This window comes from Plantibacter flavus, assembly GCF_900177615.1.
GTDB classification, from domain to species: Bacteria; Actinomycetota; Actinomycetes; order Actinomycetales; family Microbacteriaceae; genus Plantibacter; species Plantibacter flavus.
Genome location: NZ_FXAP01000008.1, coordinates 1 through 20,926, shown reverse-complemented (window position 1 = coordinate 20,926; position 20,926 = coordinate 1). Strand labels below are relative to the sequence as shown.

The 20,926-nt window shown below is 69.5% G+C and carries 19 protein-coding genes; 7 read left to right on the top strand and 12 right to left on the bottom strand.

What is annotated here, in order from left to right; translation table 11 throughout:
* Nucleotides 1–53: 53 nt before the first annotated feature.
* Nucleotides 54–1,298, bottom strand: a complete 1,245-nt coding sequence (locus B9Y95_RS19185; protein WP_200811448.1) for an RbtT/DalT/CsbX family MFS transporter — start codon at nt 1,296–1,298, stop codon at nt 54–56.
* A gap of 153 nt (nt 1,299–1,451) precedes the next feature.
* Nucleotides 1,452–2,042: a TetR/AcrR family transcriptional regulator gene (locus tag B9Y95_RS19180; RefSeq protein ID WP_085514351.1), complete on the bottom strand. Its 591-nt coding sequence runs from the start codon at nt 2,040–2,042 to the stop codon at nt 1,452–1,454.
* A 148-nt stretch (nt 2,043–2,190) separates the two neighbouring features.
* On the opposite strand from B9Y95_RS19180, the gene B9Y95_RS19175 reads away from it, so the two are divergent.
* Nucleotides 2,191–3,024, top strand: a complete 834-nt coding sequence (locus B9Y95_RS19175) for an alpha/beta fold hydrolase (protein WP_064294873.1) — start codon at nt 2,191–2,193, stop codon at nt 3,022–3,024.
* Nucleotides 3,025–3,405: 381 nt separating this feature from the next.
* Here B9Y95_RS19175 and rhaI read toward each other — a convergent pair whose 3' ends face one another.
* Entirely contained in the window at nt 3,406–4,572 is a 1,167-nt protein-coding gene (gene rhaI, locus B9Y95_RS19170; protein WP_200811447.1) for an L-rhamnose isomerase, read from the bottom strand.
* Nucleotides 4,573–4,752: 180 nt separating this feature from the next.
* Nucleotides 4,753–5,145, bottom strand: a complete 393-nt coding sequence (locus B9Y95_RS19165) for an L-rhamnose mutarotase (protein WP_170169549.1) — start codon at nt 5,143–5,145, stop codon at nt 4,753–4,755.
* A gap of 217 nt (nt 5,146–5,362) precedes the next feature.
* Between B9Y95_RS19165 and B9Y95_RS19160 the strand changes: the two genes are divergently transcribed.
* Complete coding sequence (locus B9Y95_RS19160; RefSeq protein ID WP_085514260.1) at nt 5,363–6,655, top strand: MFS transporter; 1,293 nt, start codon at nt 5,363–5,365, stop codon at nt 6,653–6,655.
* An 18-nt stretch (nt 6,656–6,673) separates the two neighbouring features.
* On the opposite strand, the gene B9Y95_RS19155 is transcribed toward B9Y95_RS19160, so the two are convergent.
* The gene (locus B9Y95_RS19155; RefSeq protein WP_159453467.1) at nt 6,674–7,543 is read right to left on the bottom strand and encodes an NAD-dependent epimerase/dehydratase family protein; all 870 of its coding nucleotides are present in this window, start codon (nt 7,541–7,543) and stop codon (nt 6,674–6,676) included.
* 106 nt (nt 7,544–7,649) lie between these two features.
* Here B9Y95_RS19155 and B9Y95_RS19150 point away from each other — a divergent pair, with 106 nt between their 5' ends.
* Nucleotides 7,650–8,258, top strand: a complete 609-nt coding sequence (locus B9Y95_RS19150; RefSeq protein WP_085514258.1) for a DNA alkylation repair protein — start codon at nt 7,650–7,652, stop codon at nt 8,256–8,258.
* A 292-nt stretch (nt 8,259–8,550) separates the two neighbouring features.
* Here the strand turns inward: B9Y95_RS19150 and B9Y95_RS19145 are convergent, their stop codons facing one another.
* From B9Y95_RS19145 to B9Y95_RS19135, 3 genes are all read right to left on the bottom strand, one after another.
* Nucleotides 8,551–9,993: an L-fucose/L-arabinose isomerase family protein gene (locus B9Y95_RS19145; RefSeq protein ID WP_085514257.1), complete on the bottom strand. Its 1,443-nt coding sequence runs from the start codon at nt 9,991–9,993 to the stop codon at nt 8,551–8,553.
* 179 nt (nt 9,994–10,172) lie between these two features.
* The gene (locus B9Y95_RS19140) at nt 10,173–11,270 is read right to left on the bottom strand and encodes a LacI family DNA-binding transcriptional regulator (protein ID WP_085514256.1); all 1,098 of its coding nucleotides are present in this window, start codon (nt 11,268–11,270) and stop codon (nt 10,173–10,175) included.
* Between the two features lie 160 nt (nt 11,271–11,430).
* Entirely contained in the window at nt 11,431–12,360 is a 930-nt protein-coding gene (locus B9Y95_RS19135) for an aldo/keto reductase (protein ID WP_085514255.1), read from the bottom strand.
* A gap of 48 nt (nt 12,361–12,408) precedes the next feature.
* Between B9Y95_RS19135 and B9Y95_RS19130 the strand changes: the two genes are divergently transcribed.
* Nucleotides 12,409–12,837, top strand: a complete 429-nt coding sequence (locus B9Y95_RS19130) for a PLD nuclease N-terminal domain-containing protein (protein WP_085514254.1) — start codon at nt 12,409–12,411, stop codon at nt 12,835–12,837.
* 138 nt (nt 12,838–12,975) lie between these two features.
* Here the strand turns inward: B9Y95_RS19130 and rhaS are convergent, their stop codons facing one another.
* The 4 genes from rhaS to B9Y95_RS19110 form a co-directional block, all read right to left on the bottom strand.
* Complete coding sequence (rhaS, locus tag B9Y95_RS19125) at nt 12,976–14,037, bottom strand: rhamnose ABC transporter substrate-binding protein (protein WP_085514253.1); 1,062 nt, start codon at nt 14,035–14,037, stop codon at nt 12,976–12,978.
* A 135-nt stretch (nt 14,038–14,172) separates the two neighbouring features.
* A complete protein-coding gene (locus B9Y95_RS19120) occupies nt 14,173–15,273 on the bottom strand; it encodes an ABC transporter permease (RefSeq protein ID WP_085514252.1) in 1,101 nt (366 codons plus the stop codon).
* Nucleotides 15,266–16,318 carry an ABC transporter permease gene (locus tag B9Y95_RS19115; RefSeq protein ID WP_085514251.1) on the bottom strand — a complete coding sequence of 351 codons (1,053 nt, stop codon included), beginning with the start codon at nt 16,316–16,318 and terminating at the stop codon, nt 15,266–15,268. Before B9Y95_RS19115 ends, B9Y95_RS19120 begins: the two co-directional genes overlap by 8 nt.
* The gene (locus B9Y95_RS19110; RefSeq protein ID WP_085514250.1) at nt 16,315–17,868 is read right to left on the bottom strand and encodes a sugar ABC transporter ATP-binding protein; all 1,554 of its coding nucleotides are present in this window, start codon (nt 17,866–17,868) and stop codon (nt 16,315–16,317) included. The genes B9Y95_RS19115 and B9Y95_RS19110 overlap by 4 nt, the downstream gene beginning before the upstream one ends.
* Before the next feature lie 197 nt (nt 17,869–18,065).
* Here B9Y95_RS19110 and B9Y95_RS19105 point away from each other — a divergent pair, with 197 nt between their 5' ends.
* The 3 genes from B9Y95_RS19105 to B9Y95_RS19095 form a co-directional block, all read left to right on the top strand.
* Nucleotides 18,066–18,770 (top strand): response regulator transcription factor, encoded by a 705-nt coding sequence (locus tag B9Y95_RS19105; protein WP_085514249.1) that lies wholly within the window; start codon nt 18,066–18,068, stop codon nt 18,768–18,770.
* A gap of 4 nt (nt 18,771–18,774) precedes the next feature.
* Nucleotides 18,775–20,208 (top strand): sensor histidine kinase, encoded by a 1,434-nt coding sequence (locus B9Y95_RS19100; RefSeq protein ID WP_085514248.1) that lies wholly within the window; start codon nt 18,775–18,777, stop codon nt 20,206–20,208.
* A gap of 189 nt (nt 20,209–20,397) precedes the next feature.
* Nucleotides 20,398–20,926 (top strand): LacI family DNA-binding transcriptional regulator (locus B9Y95_RS19095; RefSeq protein ID WP_143736594.1); only part of this gene is annotated, 529 nt, incomplete at its 3' end.

Below are 20,926 nucleotides of genomic sequence, written 5' to 3'. Positions count from 1 at the left end.
CCGCGTCGTCTCCGCCTTCGCCAGGGCGTCCTGGTCGACCCGCATCAGGAACGTCACCGCGAACCCGACGAGGTACGTGCAGGCGAGCGCGATGACGGTCGCCGTCGTGCCGAAGGATGTCCAGAGCAGGGTGACGAGCAGCGACCCGACGAACTGCGAGAGTCCGGCCGACAGGTTGAGGAGTGCGACCGCGCCGCCGCGATGGTTCGGCTCGAGCGCCGGCATGAGCGCCGACAGTGGGACATAGGCCGCGACCGCGACCCGAACATGACGACGGCGATCCCCGTGAGCCAGGGGTTCGGCCCGACGACGAGCGGGATGAAGTAGAGCAGGAGCGTGGACGCGAACGTGCCGAGGCTCCCGAACCATCGGACGGTGCGGATCCAGCCGATGCGGTCGCCGAGGATGCCCCAGAGGAGGTTCGTGAACACCGTCACGATGTACACGAGCCCCCACAGCTGCAACCAGGTGCCCTGCTCGAAGCCGATGTCGCGGACGAAGACGATCGGCAGCATGACGATGAACCCGTAGAGCGAGATCTGGTTGATGACGCGCTGCAGCATGCCGTAGGCGAGCTGGACGTTCCGGAACGGGAGTCTGAGCGTGGTCACGAGCGTCGCGCCGAGGCCCCGGAGGGTGCGGGGCTCGGAGGTCTCGGGTCCCTTGCCGCGCACGAGAACACCCGCGAGCACGCCGCCCACGGCGATGAAGGCGATCGCGCCCCACATCGTCTCAACGGCTCCGAACGCCGGGATGGTGAAGCTCGGCAGATACGACCCGAACACGCCGACGCCGACCGAGTATGAGCACCAGAACCAGCCCATCGCGGACGAGAGCTTGTCCTGCGGGGCGGCATAGGAGATCCACACGACGAACCCGAAGACGAACAGCGGGTAGGCGACGGCGCGGATGGCGTACATCACCATCATCATCACGAAGTCGTGCTGCATGATGCCGAAGTACACGAAGCCGGCATGGAAGACGATCCACCCCGCGGCGGCGGCGATCATGATGCGCCGCGGTCCGAAGTACTCGGCCAGCACACCGGAGGCGAACGCCCCGATCGCGACGATCAGGCCGTACACGGTGAAGAGCGAGCCCACCTGGTCGGTGCTGAAGCCCTCGCTCGTCACGAGGAAGTCCGAGAGGAACGCCTGCTCGAGTCCGTCGCCGGTCATGAAGAAGGCGATCGCGACGTACCCCCAGAGCAGCGGGCCGGAGAGGCCGAGGAAGGCCTTCGGTGGTCGGGTGCCGGGGGGTCCGACGCTGGGTGCAGGTGTTCCGATTGGTGAGGACATGCTCTCTCTCCATTGAGGTGGGACGCGTCGACGGCGCGTGGAACCCGGGGGAGTTCTGAGCAGAAAATATATCAGAGTGTGGCCTGACCACACCCGGTCGCCCCTTTCTGGGCGAATAACGTCCCGTTCGCCCGGAGATGGGCGAACGAATCCCTAGGAGGCGGCGTCGATGAGCGTCTCGGCGGCACGACGAGCGTGCAGCGCCGCTTCGGGAGAGCCCGTGATGGCGGCGGTGGTCTGGGCGCCCTCGGCCAGGATCGCGAGCTGGGGAGCGAGCGATGCCGGAGCGCCGGCGTCAGCGACGAGGTCGGCGACGTAGTCCTGGAAGGACGCCTTGTGTTCGCGGGTGATGGTGGCGACCGCCGGCGAGACGCCCCCGAGCTCCCCGAAGGCGTTGATGAAGCCGCAGCCGCGGAACGAGTCGTCACTGAACCAGCCGGCCAGGTAGTCGTAGATCGCGAGGAGCCGGTCGCGGGGCGTCTCGGCGTCGTCCACGAGCGCGCTGACGCCGGTGGTCCAGAGCTCGTGTCGGCGCTCCATGACCGCGAGGGCGATGTCCTCCTTGCTCGGGAACTCCGAGTACAGGCGCTTCAACGACACGCCGGCCGCCGAGCGCAGTTCGTCCATGCCGACGGACTGGATGCCCTTCGCGTAGTACAGGCGGTCGGCGGCGTCGATGATGATGTCGCGCACTGAGGCCGGTGTCGCGGGTGCGGCCGCCGGGCTCGGCGATGCGATCGTCATCGTCTGTTCGCTGCTCATTCCATCAGTGTACTTGCATTGAGAACGATCGTTCCCTATGCTGATGGACACCGAAGAGAACGATCGTTCTCGATTCGGGGCGTGGAACCGGGCGACGAGTCCGGACGCCGAAGACGAAAGGAATCGAACCATGTCGTTCATCACCGTCGGAACCGAGAACAGCACCTCCGTGGAGCTCTACGTCGAGGATCACGGCAGCGGCCAGCCCGTCGTCCTCATCCACGGCTACCCCCTCGACGGCTCGTCGTGGGAGAAGCAGACCGCGGCGCTCCTCGACGCCGGCTACCGCGTCATCACCTACGACCGCCGTGGCTTCGGCAAGTCCTCCAAGCCCACCGAGGGCTACGACTACGACACCTTCGCCGCCGACCTCAAGGCCGTCGTCGACGGGCTCGACCTCCACGACGCGGTCCTCGTCGGCTTCTCGATGGGCACCGGCGAGGTCGGCCGCTACCTCGGCACCTACGGTTCGGAGCGCGTCGCGAAGGCCGTCTTCCTCGGATCGCTCGAGCCCTACCTGCTCCAGACCGACGACAACCCCACGGGCGTCCCGCAGGACGTGTTCGACGGCCTCCTCGCCGCCGTCACCGACGACCGCTACGCGTTCTTCACGAGCTTCTTCGAGAACTTCTTCAACACGGACGAGAACCTCGGCTCACGCCTGAGCGAGGAGGCACTTCGTGCGAACACGCAGCTCGCCTACAACGCGTCGCCGTACGCGTCGGTCGCTGCGCAGCCGACCTGGCTGACCGACTTCCGCGCCGATGTCGCGAAGATCGACGTCCCGTCGCTCATCGTCCACGGCACCGGCGACCGCGTCCTGCCGATCGACTCCACCGGTCGCGTGTTCGCCAAGGCGCTGCCCTCTGCCGAGTACGTCGAGATCGAGGGCGCGCCGCACGGCATGCTCTGGACCCACTACCGCGAGGTCAACGAGCAGCTGCTCGCCTTCCTCGCGAAGTAATCGGCACTTCGACGGGCTCACTGACTGGTATCGGGTCCCTGAGCCTGTCGAAGGGCGGGTTTGCTCGTGTGCACTTCGACAAGCTCGGTGACCGGGGCTGGCTCAGTGGGCGGGGTGGTTCAGTGACTGGTATCCGGTCCCTGAGCCTGTGGAAGGGCGGGTTCGCTCGTGTGCACTTCGACAAGCTCAGTGACCGGGGCTGGCTCAGTGGGCGGGGCTGGTTCGGTGACTGGTATCCGGTCCCTGAGCCTGTGGAAGGGCGGGTTTGCTCGTGTGCACTTCGACAAGCTCAGTGACCGGGGCTGGCTCGGTGACCGGGGTTGGCTCGGTGACTGGGTCGCCGGTGCTTCCTGAGACTGTCGAAGGGCTCGGCCTCCCCGCTTACGCGCCCCAGCTCGCCTGGGTCCCGCCGACGCGCTCCTCGGCGATCCGCTGCTGGTAGCCCGAGGCCAGGTAGGCGCCGAACGGGTCGGCCGGCAGGCCACGGCTCTCCCGCCACGCGGCGAGCGGCCCGCGGACGTCGGTGTAGAACGCGTCCATGAGGATGCCGTTGGCGCCGAGGACGTCACCGGCCTCCTGTGCCGTGGTCAGTGCGTCGCGGTCGACGAGCAGTGCGCGGGCGGTCATCTCCTGCACGTTCAGCACCGAGCGGATCTGCCCGGGAATCTTGTCCTCGACGTTGTGGCACTGGTCGAGCATGAACGCGACCGGCGAGTCGTCGTCGAGGCCGCCGCCGCGGACGACCTCGTAGAGGATCCGGAACAGCTGGAACGGGTCGGCTGCACCGACGATGAGGTCGTCGTCGGCGTAGAAGCGCGAGTTGAAGTCGAACGAGCCGAGCTTCCCGAGGCGCAGGAGCTGGGCGACGATGAACTCGATGTTGGTGCCCGGCGCGTGGTGGCCGGTGTCGAGGCAGACGAGGGCCTGGTCGCCGAGCTGCGCGACCTGGGCGTAGGACGTTCCCCAGTCGGGGACGTCGGTGTGATAGAACGCCGGCTCGAAGAACTTGTACTCGAGCACGAGTCGCTGCTCCTCGCCGAGGCGGGCGTAGATCTGCTGGAGCGAGTCGGCCAGGCGGTCCTGCCGGCCGCGGATGTCCTGCTGGCCCGGGTAGTTGCTACCGTCGGCGAGCCAGATCTTGAGGTCCTGCGAGCCGGTCGCGTGCATGACGTCGATGCAGGCGAAGTGGTGGTCGATCGCCTTCTGGCGGATCACCGGGTTGCTGTGCGTCAGGCTGCCGAACTTGTAGTCCTCGTCTTGGAAGGTGTTCGAGTTGATCGTGCCGAGCGCGACGCCGTGGTCCTCGGCGTAGCGGCGGAGGGCGCTGAAGTCGTCGACGAGGTCCCACGGGATGTGGAGTGCGACCTTCGGCGCGAGGGCGGTGAACTCGTGCACCTTGGCGGCGTCGGCGATCTTCTCCTCCGGCGTCCGCGGGGTGCCGGGCGTCGTGAACACCTTGAAGCGGGTGCCGGAGTTGCCGAACGCCCAGGAGGGGAGTTCGATGGCCTGCTTCTCGAGCAGGGGGGTGATGGTGTCGAAACTGGTCATGGTCACTTCTCTGTGCGTGTTCCGGTGGTCTGAGGCGCGTTCACGGCGCTCGTTGCAGCATACGTGAATCGTTTCAACGCCGCTACTCGTGCTGCGTGTTCTGCCCTAACTCAGGACGGGTGCGGCGTGTCGGGCGTCGTGCTCCCCGCGTTGGGGACGACGCGCCGACCGCATCCTGAGTTAGGGAAGAGGTTCGGGCTCGGCGGCGGCGGTGGCGGTGGGGAGGGCGGCGAGCTGGTCCTCGAGGTGGAACACCTCGGTGAGCTGGAGGAAGCCCTGGTCCGGCGGGAGGTCGAGGTCGACGAAGAAGTCGCCCATCTCGGCCTGCCAGCGGGCGTTGACCTCGGTCTCGGCCATGCCGGCCTGGGCGGCTTCGAGGGACGCCGTCTCGAAGTACCCGATGAGGAGGCCGTCGTCGCGGACGAAGAGCGAGTAGTTGTGCCAGCCGGTGTCGGCGAGCGCGCGGAGCATGTCGGGCCAGACTGCCGCATGGCGTTCGCGGTACTCCGCGAGGCGCTCGGGTTTGACCTGAAGCTGGAAGCACACGCGGTGCAGGGGTCGGGCACTCGTCATCGAGGCGCACCTTTCGGTTCGGTTCACGGACATTCTGAATCGATTCAGAGGATCGCAAGCAGCGTATCCGGGCGATCGACCGCGGGTCAACGGACCGGATGCCCGGATGTCTGAAGGTCTGGACAGGGTGCATCGACCGTTCGGTGTTCAGGGCGCGCCAGTCGTCCGCGACGATCGCCCCTGGACACCCCGGAGTGAAGTCCCTAGCGTGGATTGCATGGCTGCCGATGACGCGCCACCCGATGCACCCACGATCGACGGTTCCGACGGTTCGGAGGAGACGACCGTCGACTCGGAGAGCCCGCGCTGGCGTCGCGACGTCGCGGTGTTCCTGTCCGGCCAGACGGTCTCGCTGTTCGGCTCGATGCTCGTGCAGTACGCGATCATGTGGCACCTCACGCTCGAGACGAAGTCCGGTGTCGTGCTCGCGTTCGCCGCCGTCGCGGGGTTCCTGCCGCAGGCGATCGTGTCGATCTTCGGCGGGGTGTGGGCCGACCGCATGAACCGCAAACTGCTCATCATCGCGGCCGACGGGTCGATCGCCATCACGACCCTCGCGCTCGCGATCTTCCTCATCAACGGCGCCGCCGACCTCTGGCTCATCTTCCTCACGCTCGCGATCCGCTCGGTCGGCGCGGGCATCCAGATGCCGGCCGTCTCCGCGCTCATCCCGCAGATCACGCCCACCGACAAGCTCATGCGGGTCAACGGCATCAACGGATCCATCCAATCGGCCATGATGCTCGTCGCTCCAGCTGCGGCCGGCGCGCTGTACGCGAGTGCGTCGCTCGTCGCGATCTTCTTCGTCGACGTCGTCACGGCCGCCATCGGGATCGGGCTGCTGCTGCTCGTACCGGTGCGGACGCTCGTGCGCTCGGGCGAGCGCCCCGGCTACTTCGCGGACCTCACCGAGGGCGTGCGATACGTCTGGCACCACGGTTTCGTGCGCTGGTTGCTCATCCTCTTCGCGATCGTGTTCCTGCTGATCGTCGCGCCGTCCTACCTCACGCCGCTCATGATCGCCCGCTCCTTCGGCGACGAGGTCTGGATGCTCACCGTGAACGAACTCGCCTTCAGCGTCGGCATGGTCGGCGGCGGAGCGATCATCGCGATCTGGGGCGGCACCAAGAACCGCGTGCTCCTCATCGTCGGATCCTCGGTGGTGTTCGGGGTGCTGTCCATCGGGCTCGGACTCTCGACCAACCTCTGGGTCTTCTTCGGCTTCATGTTCCTGCTCGGGGTCGCGGTGCCGTTCTTCTCGACGACGTCGATGACCCTCCTGCAGGAGCGCGTCCAACCGGAGCGGCAGGGTCGCGTGTTCGGGTTCGTCGGCATCGTCATGGCGGTGTCGATGCCGCTCGGGATGATCGTGTTCGGACCGCTCGCCGACGTCGTGTCCGTCGAACTGCTCCTCGTCGTCGCCGGCGTACTCACCTTCGTGGTGCTCGCCGTGGCCGTGCTCGTGCCGTCCGGTCGACGGGCGATGGCCGAGGTGACGAAGCAGCCGTGACCCGCTCCGGTCGTCCGATCAGGGGAGCTGCGCCGAGTAGCCCTCTCGGTAGGTGGGGTAGCGGTAGGTGAACCCGGTGTCGCGGAGGGCGGCTGCCGTGATGCGTTTGCCGCGGTGCGGTTCTTCCGGGGTGCGACCGGCGTCGTCGAGCGTCGGGGGAGCGACGCCGAGTCGATCGGCGAGGAAGTCGGCCACCGTCGACAGCAGGACCGGTTCCTCGTCGATGCCCGCCACGACCGGCGGGAGCGATGCCGCCGGCAGGTCGAGCAGGTGGACGATCACGGCAGCGGCGTCGTCACGGTGGATGCGGTTGGTCCAGCCGGAGGGCCGGGTGACACGGCCGTCGCGGACCTGGTCGACGAACATCGTGGCCGTCGGGCCGTAGAGGCCGCCGAAGCGGATGGCGCTCGCCTCGGGCACGGCGGCGAGGACGCCCTCCTCGGCTGCGAGCAGGGCGCGCGCGGTGCCGGTGGTCGGGACGGCGGGCGTGGTGTCGTCGATCGTCTCCCCGCCGTCCTCGCCCCACACCGCGGTCGACGAGACGAACAGGATGCGAGGCGGGGTGTCGGGGAGTGCGGCGACCGCGCTCAAGAGATGCCCGACACCGTCGCGGTAGAGGGCGTCGTAGGCCTCGACCGAGCGTGCCCGCGGCGCAAGGGCCACCACGATCGCCGTCGTGTCTGCAGGGAGATCGGGGGCGGAGGTCGTGAGGTCGCGGAGCTGGAGGGTGAAGCTCCCCTCGACCGACTCGGGGGCCGAGGTTCGCTCGGGGGCGGGGTTCGACTCGGGCGCCGTGCGCTTCACGCCGACGACGTCCTCACCACGGGCCAGGAGCCTCCCGGCGACGTCCGAGCCGAGCTGTCCGAGTCCCACGATCACGATGGTCATCCACCCACCGTACCCATCCATGGGCACGTGCCCGCTCTCGCGGCACGCCGTGCATCACGTGCCGCGAGAGCGGGCACGTGCCGCCGGGGGAGGGGACAATGGTGGGATGAGTGCTGCGGGGGAGTTCATCGACGCGGCGCTCCAATACGAGGGCGACGGCTACCGCGCAGCGGACGTCGCCGAGCGGCTCGGCGACGGGCTCCGGTCCTACGGCTCCTCGGTCGGTGCCGTGCGCGGCACGGTGCGCGATGCCCTCCGGAAGTTCCGCGGACTGGATCGCGACGAGCTGGCAGCCCTCGCCTCGGAGCTGTGGGCCGTGCCGGTCTTCGAGCGCCGGCTCGCCGCGATCGTCCTCCTGCAGTCGAGCGTCCCGGTGCTCAAGCACACCGATCTGACGAGGATCGAAGGTTTCGTCCGCGCCGGTCGGGTGCCCGAGCTCGCCGACCCGCTGGCCGCCGACGTCATCGGACCGCTCCTGGAACGCCTCGACGGGACGGCCCGGATGAAAGCCGAGACCGTCCTCGACCGCTGGATGCAGGACGAGCCCTGGTTGCGACGTGCGGCACTGCTCGCCCCGATCCGCGAACTCGGTGCGGGCGGTGGGGACGTCGATCGCGCCACCCGTCGGCTCGCTGTCGCTCTGGACGGGTTGCAGCGGTCGGCGCCGATCGCCGTGGTCGAGCCCGCGGTGGAGCGTCTTCGCGCCGCGCTCTGATCCGTCCGGTCGTGCGCGCCCTTCGACAGGCTCAGGGACCGGGTGCGGCTGAGGGACCGGGTGCGGCTCAGGGACCGGGTTGTTCCGGACGCAAGGTTCGTCCGGTCACTGAGCTTGTCGAAGTGCCCTCGAGGGGCTTCCTGTTGTGAGGGTGCCCGCGGCGGGGCTGCCCTTCGACAGGCTCAGGGACCGGGTTGGGCTGAGGGGCCGGGTGCGGCGCAGGGACCGGGTCCGGCTCAGGGAACGGGTTCGGCTCAGGGGCAGGCCGGCGCAGGGACCGACGGGTGCTGCCTCACACCTGGCGGAAGTCGATCCCCAGCAGGCTCGCCGCAGCCCGGTAGTCCGCCGCCCGGTGTCCGAGCGACAACGACCAGTGGTGCCCGATACCGGTCGCGCTCCACTCGTCCACCCAGACACCCGGGTCGCGCCCGAAGTCGACACGGCTCGTCGTGTTGCCGATCGCGAGCAGCGGGCCGGGGACGACCTCGCCCTCCGACGCGACGAAGGCGAGCGATCCGTCGCGGTCCTGCCCCAACCCCAGCAGCGTGACCGGCCCGTGCCGCACGTCGAACTCGACGCTCACGCCCCATCCGCGCTTACCGTGGTAGACCCCGAGGCCGCGCAGCAGCGGGTCGCGGGAGCTGACGGCGAGGTGCGCCGGTCCGTCGTGCCCCATCTCGACGACCTCGTCCTCGAAGTCCAGCGCCTGGATCTCGCAGAACGACCCACCGGCGCCGACGACCTGGGTGGCGAGCTGCGCGACCGTGGTCCGCAGCTCGTACTCGCCCGTCGTGGGGATGCCGCGAGCGGTGAGGAGGGACGCGCCGAGGATCATGCCGGCGCCGAGTCGCTCGTGCTGCTCACCGTCGCGACCGCGGTGGTAGTAGGCGAGGCTGTCGAGTGCGAACTCGTCGACGAGCCGGTCGAGGCCGACCGACACCTTCGCGCCCCACGCGAAGTCGTCCTCGACCACGGTGTCGTCGAGGGTGAAGATCTCCCGGGCGAGGGCCATGCGGTCGGCGACCTCGGCGTCGGTCACCTCGTCGACGAGGATACGGAGGTCGTCGAACTCCACGACCTCGACGTGCGAACCGAAGGTGGTCGGCAGCAGGGTGAGGTCGGTGGAGACGTCGAGCATGCCGGGGTAGACGTGGCCCATGAGGCCGTGGCGGGCGTGACGGAGGGCTGCGCGGACGTGCGCCGCCCGGATCCACTGCGAGATGCGGTCCCACGCCGACTCCTGACGCAGCCACCCCGACACCGAGCGGAACGGGATGCCCGCGCGACGGAAGACGTTGCCGACCTCGGGCACCGGGCACTGCCCGCAGTAGGCGAGCCAGGCGCCGGTGTCGAAGCTCGCGTGGTCCATCCGTTCGGTCGGCTGCAGGTCGATGACGAGGACCGGGGTGTTCGCGCGCTGGGCGATCGGCAGGACCATCGAGGACGTGAGGTAGGTGGTGAGGAACAGGACGATGAGGTCGCAGTCGCCCTGTCGGAGTTGTTCCGCCGCGGCGTCGCCCTCCTGCGCGTCCGAGATGAAGCCCACGTCGACGACCTCGGCGTCCATCTGCTGGAAGCGTTCCGAGACGTACCTGGCCGACGCCTGGAGCTGCGGGAGCAGCTCCGGGAACTGCGGCCAGTAGGTGCCGAGACCGCCGGCGACGAGGCCGAGGCGGGGCTTCCGCCGTGCCTTCGGGGTGAGGAGCGGGTGGGCTGCTGCTGCGGTGTGGGTCATCGTCGATCCTTGGGTGGGTGCGGGGTGCGGGAGTATTTAATCGATTAAATTGCGACTGTTTCTACCGTAGGTCAACCGTCCTTCCGTGTCGAGTTCTGCGTCACGGGCACGCCTTCGGGCTCGGGGCACTCCGTGCGCGACGTGCCGCGGGCGCGGGCACATGCCCGGATGGCGGTACGTTACGGTGCGGACTCGCGGACGACGAGATGCGGCTCGAGCGTCCGGGTGACATGCTCATGCGCTGCGCGATCGGCGCCCAGCTCGGCCAGGAGGATCTCGACGGCCACCCGCCCGAGTTCGTCCTTCGGCTGCTCGACCGTGGTGAGTGGCACCCGCCCGTCGGCCGCGAGCGCGAGGTCGCCGTAGCCGACCACGGACACCTCGTCGGGCACCGCCAGACCACCGTCGTTCAGCCCCCTGATGACGCCGAGCGCGAGCTGGTCGTTCGTGCAGAACACGCCGGTCGGACGCGGTGTCTGCGCCGCGATCCGACGACCTGCGATGCGCCCCGCGTCGACGGTCATCTCGTCCACGGTGACCTCGCGGAGGTCGTCGGGGTCGAGACCGGCCGCGATGAACGCGTTCCGGGCACCCTCGCGTCGATCGGCGCACTGCGGGATCGCCAGGTAGCCGTTCACGAGCACGATCGCCTGACCGGGCGTCGCGGCACGCCGCTCCGTTCGCGGCACGTCATGCACGGCGTGCCCAGAGTCCTGAGGAGTGCCGGCGCCTCCTCGGTACCGCGTCGCGAGCAGGTGGGCGACCGCCAGCTCCCCGCCGTGCACGTCGTCGATCGCGACGGAGCAGCCGGTGCCCTCGGGGGCGGTGCGGTCCATGAGCACGAGGCGGCTACCCACCCGTCGCAGCTGGGCCAGTCGGGAGGCGTCGGCCGTCAGCGGAGCGACGAGTGCGCCGGCAGCCCGGTGCTCGGCGAGCATCTCGAAGTGCCGGAGTTCGAGGTCCGGGTCGTCGTGGCTCACGCAGAGCGCGACCGTGTAGCCGTATTCGGCCGCGGCCTCGGTGACCCCGCGGGCGATCGCCGAGTAGAACGGGTTCGCGATGTCGGGGATGACGAGGCCGATGAGTCGGTTCGTGCCCTGTCGCAGGGTGGCGGCGGCACGGTTGGGGACGAAGTCGAGTTCCTCGATCGCGGCGAGCACGCGTTCGCGGGTGGCGGGGGCGACGATCTCGGGGCGGTTGAGCGTGTTGGAGACGGTCGCGTTCGAGACGCCGGCGAGTCTGGCGACGGCGGCGAACCCGATGTCGTGCTTCGCCATGCTGCCCTCCGATTCCTCTCCGAGCGTACCCGTCCCCAACTCAGGACGGCCGCGGCGTGTCGGTCGCGTCAGCCGGTCAGCAGGCGCGACACGCGGCTCGTGTCCTGAGTTGGGGAAGAGAGGTAGGGCGTCTGCGGGGTGGGTACCCGGTGCGCTCGCGCTACGGGAGTGTGTGTCCCGCGGCGGTGAAGAGGCGGTACCACTCCTCGCGCGACAGCGTCACGTCGGAACCTGCGGCAGCTTCCTGGACGCGCGACGGCTTGGTGGTGCCGAGCACGACCTGGATGTTCGCGGGGTGACGGGTGATCCACGCGGTCGCGATGCCGGACGGCGTCACGCCGTGTGCGGCAGCGAGCTCGTCGAGCACGTCGTTCAGCTCCGCGTAGTGCTCGCGGTCGCCGATGAAGACGCCCGTGAAGAAGCCGGCCTGGAACGGCGACCACGCCTGCAGGGTCATGCCGGTCAGGCGGCTGTAGTCGAGCATCCCGTTGTCGCGGTCGATCGACTGGTCGAGGCCGGCCATGTTCGCGGCGACGCCCGACGCGATGATCGGGGCGTGGGTGATGCTCAGCTGCACCTGGTTGACGATGAGCGGCTGCTCGACGGAGCCCTTCAGCAGCTCGACCTGCGCCGGCGTGTGGTTCGAGACGCCGAAGTTCCGGACCTTGCCCGCGGCCTGCAGGGCGTCGAACGCCGACGCGACCTCTTCCGGCTCGACGAGGCTGTCGGGGCGGTGCAGGAGCAGGAGGTCGAGGTAGTCCGTCTTGAGGGCGGCGAGCGACTCGTCAACGGTGCGGAGGATGTGCTCCTCCGAGAAGTCGAAGAAGCCTTTGCGGATGCCGACCTTCGACTGGATGAGCACCTGCTCGCGCTCGGCGGCGGTGAGGGTGACGGCGTCGCCGAAGCGACGCTCGCACCCGTGACGCTCCGAGCCGTAGATGTCGGCATGGTCGAACACGGTGACGCCGGCGTCCCGTGCGGTGCGGAAGAGGGTGCGGATGGCCTCGTCGTCGAGGGCTTCGATCCGCATGAGGCCGAGGACGATGCTGGACGCGGTCAGGTCGGTCTGGGGCAGGGGGATGGTCTTCATCCGACCATCCTGGCCGAACCCACCGGTGGTCTGCCTAGGATTGACGACATGTTCGTGTTGTCGTTGCTGCTCATCGTCCTCACGATCATCGCGCTCATCGACGTGGTGGGGCAGCCCGAGCCCGTCGTGCGCAACCTGCCCAAGATCGTGTGGGTGCTGCTCATCGTCTTCATCCCGCTCATCGGCGTCGCCCTGTGGTTCCTGCTCGGCAAGGACTGGTCGACGAGCCGGATCAAGCTCCCCGAACGCCGGGGCCGGAAGCAGTCGCGGACGTCCGGCTCGTGGGGCCCGGGTCGCGGGTCCTCGTCGACCGCGACGCCCTCGCCGTCGCAGCCCGACCGCGCCGTCAGTAGCACGGAGGAGCAGCTTGCCGCCCTCGAGCGCGAGATCCAGGCCGCCGAGGACGCCGAGCGTATCCGCAAGCTCGAGTTGGAGATGAAGCGCAACGAGCCCGACGCCGACGATGAACGCTCCTGACGATGGACTCCCGTCACGACCCACTGCCCTAACTCAGGACGCCGTCGGCGTGTCGGCGGTGACGCGGGCCCCGGTGGGGCGACGCGCCCAGCCGCTCCTGAGTTAGGGCAGTGGTGGTTCGGTTGGTGCGGGTGCCTCCTAGAAGTCGTACTTGTCGATGTTCGACGCGTCGAAGGTGGTCGGCGGGCCGACGATGACGGTGCCGTCGGCGCCGACCTCGCGCTCACCGAGGTCGCCGGCCTCGAAGGTGTCGCCCTCCTTGCCGGTGATCGTGCCCTCGGCGAGTGCCTTGCCGGCGAACGCGGCGACGTAGCCGAGCTGAGCCGGGTCCCACAGTGCGAACGCGGTGACGGTGCCGTCCTTGACGAACGGACGCATCTCGTTCGGGAGGCCGAGGCCGGTCAGCGCGACCTTGCCCTTGTACTCCGAGGTGGAGAGGTAGCGGGCGGTCGCGGCGATGCCGACCGTCGTGGGCGAGATGATGCCCTTGAGGTTGGGGTGCGCCTGGAGCAGACCCTGGGCCTCCTGGAACGACTTCGTGTCGTCGTCGTCACCGTAGACCTTGGCGACGAGCTTGATGTCCTTGTAGTCCGGGTTGGAGGCGAGCTCCTCCTCCATGTACTTGATCCACTCGTTCTGGTTCGTCGCGTTGGCCGTGGCCGAGAGGATCGCGATCTCGCCCGAGCCACCGATCTGCTCCGAGATGAGCTTCGTCTGGATCAGGGCGACGTCCTTGGCGACGACCTGGGAGATGAAGACGTCGCGGCAGTCCTTGCTGGTGTCGGAGTCGAACGCGACGATCTTCGCGCCGCCGTCACGGGCCTCCTTGAGGGCGGGGCAGACGGCGTCGGGGTCGTTCGCCGCGATGACGATGACGTTCGTGCCGGCCTGGGTCTCGGCGTTGATGAACGACACCTGGCTGGACGCGCTCGCCTCGAGCGGGCCGACGACCTCGGTGGCGCTGAAGCCGGCAGCCTTCGCGCCGTCCTTGCCTCCGCCGAGCACGACGTCCGTGTACGGGTTGTTGAGCTGCTTGGGGATGAAGGTGATGCTCTCCGCGGCGCCGCCGCCACCACCTGACCCCGCGGAGTCGCCGGTGGCGCACCCCGTCGCGATGAGTGCGAGGGAGGCTGCTGCGGCGATGAGGGCCGCTGCGCGACGGGCCGAACGGCCTGCTGCGCGGTTTCGAATCGACTGCATTGTCTGTTCCTTTCTGGATACGCCTGGTGCTGTGGCGTGGGGTACCCCGAGGGCTGCGCCGATCGGGAGATCAGTGCTGGGGCAGGCTGCGTCGGATCCGTCGGTGGTGGTTCCACTGCTTGACGGATCTGCATGTCACGGGTGGGGCAGGCTGCGTCGGATCCGTCGGTGGTGGTTCCACTGCTTGACGGATTCGAAGATACTGGGGCCGACCACCGAGGCGATCAGCAGGGTCCCGGTCACGATGATGAGGACGACGTCGGAGACGCGGCCGAGCCGGAGCGCGTAGTTGATGGTGCCGATGAGCAGCACACCCGCGACGACGCCCGGGATGGAGCCCTTGCCGCCGAAGATCGAGACGCCGCCGAGGAGCACGGCCGCGATGACGGCGAGCTCGAGCCCGGAGGCGTTGTCGCTGCGGGCGCTCGAGTAGCGGAGCGTCCAGAACACCCCCGCGAGGGCGGAGACGCCGCCGGTCGCGACGTAGAGCCAGAACTTCGAGCGGGCGACCTTGATGCCGACGAAGCTCGCGGCCTCCGTGCTGTACCCGAGCGCGTAGAGCCCGCGGCCGAAGGGGGTCAGGTGCAGGACGACCCCGAAGGCGAGCACGACGACGAGGACCCCGACCATGACCACGGGGATGCCGGTCGAGCCGATCTTCGACGTGAAGAACGCGGTGAGCTCGGGCGGGAAGTTCGCGACCGCGTTGTCGCCGATGACGACGAGTGCGAGGCCGCGGAACAGCGCGAGCGTGCCGATCGTCACCGCGAGCGACGGGAGTCCGACCACCGCGATGAGGAAGCCGTTGAACGCGCCGGCGACGACTCCGACGAGTATCCCGATGAGGAGGACGACCCCGATGTCCATCCCGCCGCCGGCCCACAACACGCCGATGACGGCGCTCGTGAGGCCCGCGGTGCTCGCGACGGACAGGTCGATCTCGCCCGTGATGATGACGAGCGTCATCGGCATCGCGATGAGGAGGATCGGGATGACGTCGAGGAGGAGGAAGCCGACGGTGACGGGGGAGGCGAACCGCGGGATGAGCAGACAGGCGCCGATGACGACGACGAGCAGCGCGTAGATCATGATCGCGTCGCGACCGAGGAGGATGCGCGAGGCGCCGGTGCGGCCCTTCGGTTCGGCCACGAGCACGCCGGTGGTGTCGGTGCCGAGCGGGCCGGAGCCCTTGATGAACGGAGCCTTCGGGGCTGCCGGGGTCTTCAGATCAGACATCGCGTGCCTCGCTCATTCGCAGTTTCTTGGCCGTACGGAGGCTGGCGACGCGGTCGATGATGATCGCGGCCAGGATGAGGATGCCCACGATCGCCTGCTGCCAGAACTTGTCGACGCGCAGGGCGGTGAGGGCGCTCGTGATGGTGGTGAGGAGGATCGCACCGATCGCGGCACCGGCGACCGAGCCGCTGCCGCCGAAGATCGCGACACCACCGACCACGGCCGCCGCGACGACGTCGAGCTCCATGCCCGACCCGGTGGTCGCGCCGACCGAGTTGAAGCGCGAGGCGTAGAGCACGCCGGCGAGTCCGGCGAGCAGGCCGTTCGCCAGGAAGGCGAGGAAGACGCGACGGCCGACCGGGATGCCGAACAGCTTCGCGGCGTCGGGGTCCGACCCGATCGCGTAGAGGTCGCGGCCGGAGCGGGCGCCGGCCATGTAGACGGCGACGACGACCACGACGAGGATCGCGATGAGGGTGATGACCGGGAAGCCGAGGACGGTGTCGACGGACAGGTTCCCGAACGCGTCGGGTCGGTCGTCCGCGAAGTACTGCGTGCCACCGGCCCACGCGTTGTTCAGGCCTCGGTAGATGTAGAGCGTGCCCAGGGTGATGACGAGGGCGGGGACCTTCGCGATCGTGACGAGCGCACCGTTGATCGCGCCGAGCACCGCACCGAGCAGCATGGCGATGGCGAACACCGCGATGATCGGCAGCTGCGGCATCGTCGCGAACATCGTGCCGGTCGCGAAGGCGACGAGCCCCAGGATCGAGCCGACGGACAGGTCGACGTTGCGGGTGATGATGACGAGCGCCTGACCGACGGCGAGGATGATCATGATCGTCGCGTTGAGGAGGAGATCCTTCACCCCCTGTGCCGACAGGAACAGCGGGTTCGCGAGGTAGGTCACGAGCACGAGGACGACGAGGGCGACGGTGACCGGGAGCTCCCGGAGTCGCACGATCGACGCGATCGGGTTCGTCGTGCGCTCGGTCGCGACGGTGACGGGGCCGCCGCCTCCCGGCTTCGTGGTGGTGCCGGTCATCGTGCGCCTTCCAGGGAACCGGTGGCCGCGTGCATCACGGTCTCCGGGGTCGCTTCTTCTCGGGTGAGCTCGGCGGTGATCCGGCCCTCGTGCATGACGAGGACGCGGTCGGCCATGCCGAGGACCTCGGGCAGTTCGGAGGAGATCATGAGGATCGCGATGCCGCGGCCGGCGAGCTCGGAGATGAGGCGGTGGACCTCGCTCTTCGTGCCGACGTCGATGCCGCGGGTGGGCTCGTCGACGATGAGGAAGGTGGGCTCGGTGGCGAGCCACTTCGCGAGGACGACCTTCTGCTGGTTGCCGCCGGAGAGGGTGGAGACCGCGTACTCCTGGGAGCCGGTCTTCACCTGGAGGCGGGCCGACCACTCCTCGGCCGCCTCGCGTTCGCGGCGGCCGGAGATGATCCCGAACCGCGCGAGCCGGTGGCGGAGGGTGAGGGTCGCGTTGCGGGCGACCGACAGGTCCATCACGAGCCCCTGCTTGCGACGGTCCTCGGGGACGAAGCCCATGCCGGCGTCGATCGCGGCCTGCGGGTCGCCGGCCTTGACCGGCTTGCCGTCGAGCGTGACGCGTCCGGTGTCGTAGGGGTCGATGCCGAAGACGGCGCGGGCGACCTCGGTGCGCCCGGCGCCGACGAGTCCCGCGAGGGCGACGATCTCACCCGAGCGCACCGTGAACGAGATGTCGGAGAAGACGCCGGCGCGCGACAGCCCGTCGACGGTGAGGACGGCGTCGCCGATCTCCGCGTCCTGCTTGGGGAAGAGGGCGGCGATGTCGCGACCGACCATCTGCCGGACGATCGCGTCGACCGTCGTCTCGCTCGTGACGTGCGTGGCGATGTAGCGGCCGTCGCGCATGACCGTGATGCGGTCGCACAGCGCGAAGACCTCCTCGAAGCGGTGGGAGATGAACATGATGCCGGCGCCCGCGTCGCGCAGGGAGCGGGCGACCTGGAAGAGGCGGTCGACCTCGACGCCGGAGAGCGCGGCGGTCGGTTCGTCCATGATGAGGACCTTGGCGTCGAGTGAGATGGCCTTCGCGATCTCGATGATCTGCTGGTCGGCGATCGAGAGCCCCTCGGCGACGCGGTCGGGGTCGATCTGGACGCCGAGGCGATCGAACAGGGCGCGGGCGGCCTTCCGCATGGCGCCCGTGCTGATGAGTCCCAGGCCGTTCTTCGGCTGGCGGCCGATGAAGATGTTCTCGGCGACGGTGAGGTCGGGGAACAGGGTCGGCTCCTGGTAGATCACGGAGATGCCCGCGGCCTTGCTGTCGGCGACCCCGCGGAAGGCGACGGGCTTCCCCGCGAGGGTGAAGTCCCCGGCATCGGGGGTGTAGAGCCCGGCGAGGATCTTCACGAGCGTGGACTTCCCGGCGCCGTTCTCGCCGACGAGCGCGTGGATCTCGCCGGCCTCGATCTGGATGGTGCCGTCGGCCAGGGCGACGACGGGGCCGAAGGTCTTGGCGGCTCCGATGAGGGAGAGCGCCGGCTGGGCGCTGCGCCCGGCGGGCTCGGTGCGCGTCGGCTGCGCTGGATGGTCGATCGTCATTGAGGGTCCGTTCCTCCACGGTGAGGGGCTCGCTCCCGGCGGGATGTGAATCGATTCAGGGTCGGGAGCACCTGCACTGTATGGCCGTCGGATCGCGGGCGGCAAGGCGAAGCGGTCGTTCCTGACAGGACCTTCAGAAACGGCGCCCCGGTCGGCTCGCCTAGGCTGTGGATGCTCGATGGCGAAGGAGGACGACCGTGCGGATCCTCGTCGTCGATGACGAACGCGAGATGGCTGGCCTCCTCTCCCGCGGTCTCGGGTCGGACGGCCACGACGTGACGACGGCGTTCGACGGCCCGACCGCGCTGGACCTCGCGCGGCAGGCGATCGCGCCGGCGTCCGGTGGCGACGCGGGCTTCCAGGTCGCGGTCGTCGATGTCATGCTCCCGGGGCTCTCCGGATTCGCCGTCTGCCGCGAGCTCAAAGGCCTCGACCCGACGCTCGCGGTGATCCTGCTCACGGCGCGCGACGCCGTGGACGACCGGGTCCGCGGGCTCGACGCCGGAGCCGACGACTACATGATCAAGCCGTTCGCCTTCGCCGAGCTCGCCGCCCGGATCCGCGCGGTCCGGCGGCGGGACGCGCTCACCGTGCAGCCCCGCTTGGACGTCGGCGGGCTGACGCTCGACCTGCACCGGCACCGGGCGCGCGTCGGCGACCACGACGTGCCGCTGAGCGGGACCGAGTTCGACGTCCTCCGGGTGCTCGCGTCCGAGCCGGGAGTCGTCGTCTCCCGGGCGGCCATGCTGCGGGAGGTCTGGGAGACCTTCGACAACATCGACCCGAACGTCGTCGACCAGTACATCAGCCGCCTCCGTCGCAAACTCGACCTGGCGGAGGCCGGCGTCCGCATCGTGACGAGCCGCGGCGTGGGCTTCTCGCTCGTCGCCGCAGGGAGCTGAGGGCATGTCGTCGGACCGTCGCCGGTCGACGCGGCACCACGGCATCCGCACGCGGATCGCCGGGGGCTTTCTGCTCATCGCCGTCGTCGTGTCGCTCTTCGCCGGGCTCGCGATCAACGCCCAGCTGGAGCGCATCGTCCGCGACGGCACCGTCCAGGCGCTCCGCAGCGACGGCGCGCAGTACGTGTTCGCGCTGCAGGCGAGACCCGACGACCCGCTCCAGGGACCCGGCCTCGGCACCCGCATCGCGGTCATCGCCCCCGACGGCTCCATCCCGGTCTTCAGTCTGCCGACGACGCTCGCCGCGCAACTCCCGGCGCTCGCCGCGACGCGGGAGGTCACCACCGTCGACGCCGGTTCCGCCACGTACATCCTGTTGTCACAGCCCGTGACCGTCGGTGGCGACACCTGGTACGTCATCGCGGGGCGCGACGAGGCCGAGGAGACGACCGTCCTCGTCCAGATGCGGCTCCTGCTCGTCGGGTCCTTCGCGCTCCTCGTCCTCGGTGTGGCGGCCGGCGGGTGGATCCTGACGACGGTGTCGCTCCGACCCGTCACCAGGCTCCGGGTGAGTGCGCAGAGCCTCAGTGAACGGTCGACGGACGAGGTACTGCCGGTCGGCCGTGCGGACGACGAGATCGCGCAGCTCGCGATCACCCTCAACGACCTGATCGAGCGGCTGCGGGCCTCGGCGGACCGCGAACGGCAACTCGTGTCCGACGCGAGTCACGAGCTCCGGACGCCGCTCGCGATCCTCCGCACCCAGCTCGAACTCGCGCGCCTCGAGGACTCGTCGCGCGAGCAACTGCTCGCCGACATCGAGGGGGCGGAGCGCAGTGCGACGCGGCTGTCGGCGCTCGTCACCTCGCTGCTCGAGCTGTCCCGCATCGAGGCGGCGACGCCGGAGGAGCGGACGAGCGCGGCCAGGTTGGAGGCCGACGTGCTCGAGGCGGTCGAGCGCGCGCGGTTCCGGGTCGCCTCGGACGACGCGCTGGCCGGGATCGAGGTCGAGTACGTGAGTGCGATCGCTGAGAGCGCGCCGGGGGACGGCGCGGCGGTGTACGCCGTGCGCGCTGACGATGTCGGTCGGGTCGTCGACAACCTCGCAGGGAACGCGCTGCAGGCGTTCACCGAGCGCGGGGGTGCTCCGCGGCGGGTGTCGGTGATGCTCGACGACGACGGCGGGCAGCTCACGCTGCGGGTGTCGGACAACGCCGGAGGGCTCGACCCGGCCTTCGAACCGCGAGCGCTCGAGCGGTTCAGCCGATCGGACGCGACGCGGTCCTCCGGGCACGGTTCCGGTCTCGGGCTCGCGATCGTCGCCGCCATCGCGCGCAATGCGGGCGGCGCGATCGTGCTGCACAACCGTCCCGGCCACGGTCTCGAGGTCGTCGTCACCCTGCCCGCCGCGTCGGCCCTGTCGGTTGATCCCGGCTGACCGTCGCCCCGTTCTCAGGAGTCGCCCGGTGTGCCGGGGGCGGACGGGCGCGCCGTGCCGAGGAGCTCCTGAGTCGGGGACGGCGATGGGTGGGGGCAGCCGACTGCGCGGGCGCCACGAGTCACTGCGTGCGACAATGAGCCAGCCCGTCCGGCGTCGCCCGGCGGGTCCGACAGGCGAAGGGGAGCCGTGAGCGCGAGCGTGAAGGACGTCGCGGCGAGAGCCGGCGTCTCGGTCGGGACCGTCTCCAACGTGCTGAACCGCCCCGAGAAGGTCTCGCCCGTCACGGTCGACCGCGTCCACGCGGCGATCGACGAGCTCGGCTTCGTGCGGAACGACGCGGCCCGCCAGCTCCGGGCCGGCCGCAGCCGCAGTGTCGGCCTCGTCGTGCTCGACGTCGGCAACCCGTTCTTCACCGACGTCGCCCGCGGCGCCGAGGACCGAGCCGATGCGGAGGGGTGGTCGGTCCTGCTCGGCAACAGCGACGAGAGCATCGACCGCGAGCGCGCCTACCTCGACCTCTTCGAGGAGCAGCGGGTCGCCGGCGTCCTGATCACCCCGCTCGGCGACGACCTCACCCGGCTCAGCCGACTGCGCGACCGTGGCACGCCGACGGTCCTCGTTGTGGGCAGCTTCGCTCCGTGTCGTCGGAATCGCTTCCTTCGGTGTCGGGACGTCGCGGGTGCGCGAGACGGCCCGCGTGACTTGGGGTTCGGGT

Coding starts and splice junctions, on each gene's coding strand:
- B9Y95_RS19185 (WP_200811448.1), bottom strand. CDS start 1,298: ATGTCCTCACCAATCGGAACACCTGCACCCAGCGTCGGACCCCCCGGC.
- B9Y95_RS19180 (WP_085514351.1), bottom strand. CDS start 2,042: ATGACGATCGCATCGCCGAGCCCGGCGGCCGCACCCGCGACACCGGCC.
- B9Y95_RS19175 (WP_064294873.1), top strand. CDS start 2,191: ATGTCGTTCATCACCGTCGGAACCGAGAACAGCACCTCCGTGGAGCTC.
- rhaI (WP_200811447.1), bottom strand. CDS start 4,572: ATGACCAGTTTCGACACCATCACCCCCCTGCTCGAGAAGCAGGCCATC.
- B9Y95_RS19165 (WP_170169549.1), bottom strand. CDS start 5,145: ATGACGAGTGCCCGACCCCTGCACCGCGTGTGCTTCCAGCTTCAGGTC.
- B9Y95_RS19160 (WP_085514260.1), top strand. CDS start 5,363: ATGGCTGCCGATGACGCGCCACCCGATGCACCCACGATCGACGGTTCC.
- B9Y95_RS19155 (WP_159453467.1), bottom strand. CDS start 7,543: ATGACCATCGTGATCGTGGGACTCGGACAGCTCGGCTCGGACGTCGCC.
- B9Y95_RS19150 (WP_085514258.1), top strand. CDS start 7,650: ATGAGTGCTGCGGGGGAGTTCATCGACGCGGCGCTCCAATACGAGGGC.
- B9Y95_RS19145 (WP_085514257.1), bottom strand. CDS start 9,993: ATGACCCACACCGCAGCAGCAGCCCACCCGCTCCTCACCCCGAAGGCA.
- B9Y95_RS19140 (WP_085514256.1), bottom strand. CDS start 11,270: ATGGCGAAGCACGACATCGGGTTCGCCGCCGTCGCCAGACTCGCCGGC.
- B9Y95_RS19135 (WP_085514255.1), bottom strand. CDS start 12,360: ATGAAGACCATCCCCCTGCCCCAGACCGACCTGACCGCGTCCAGCATC.
- B9Y95_RS19130 (WP_085514254.1), top strand. CDS start 12,409: ATGTTCGTGTTGTCGTTGCTGCTCATCGTCCTCACGATCATCGCGCTC.
- rhaS (WP_085514253.1), bottom strand. CDS start 14,037: ATGCAGTCGATTCGAAACCGCGCAGCAGGCCGTTCGGCCCGTCGCGCA.
- B9Y95_RS19120 (WP_085514252.1), bottom strand. CDS start 15,273: ATGTCTGATCTGAAGACCCCGGCAGCCCCGAAGGCTCCGTTCATCAAG.
- B9Y95_RS19115 (WP_085514251.1), bottom strand. CDS start 16,318: ATGACCGGCACCACCACGAAGCCGGGAGGCGGCGGCCCCGTCACCGTC.
- B9Y95_RS19110 (WP_085514250.1), bottom strand. CDS start 17,868: ATGACGATCGACCATCCAGCGCAGCCGACGCGCACCGAGCCCGCCGGG.
- B9Y95_RS19100 (WP_085514248.1), top strand. CDS start 18,775: ATGTCGTCGGACCGTCGCCGGTCGACGCGGCACCACGGCATCCGCACG.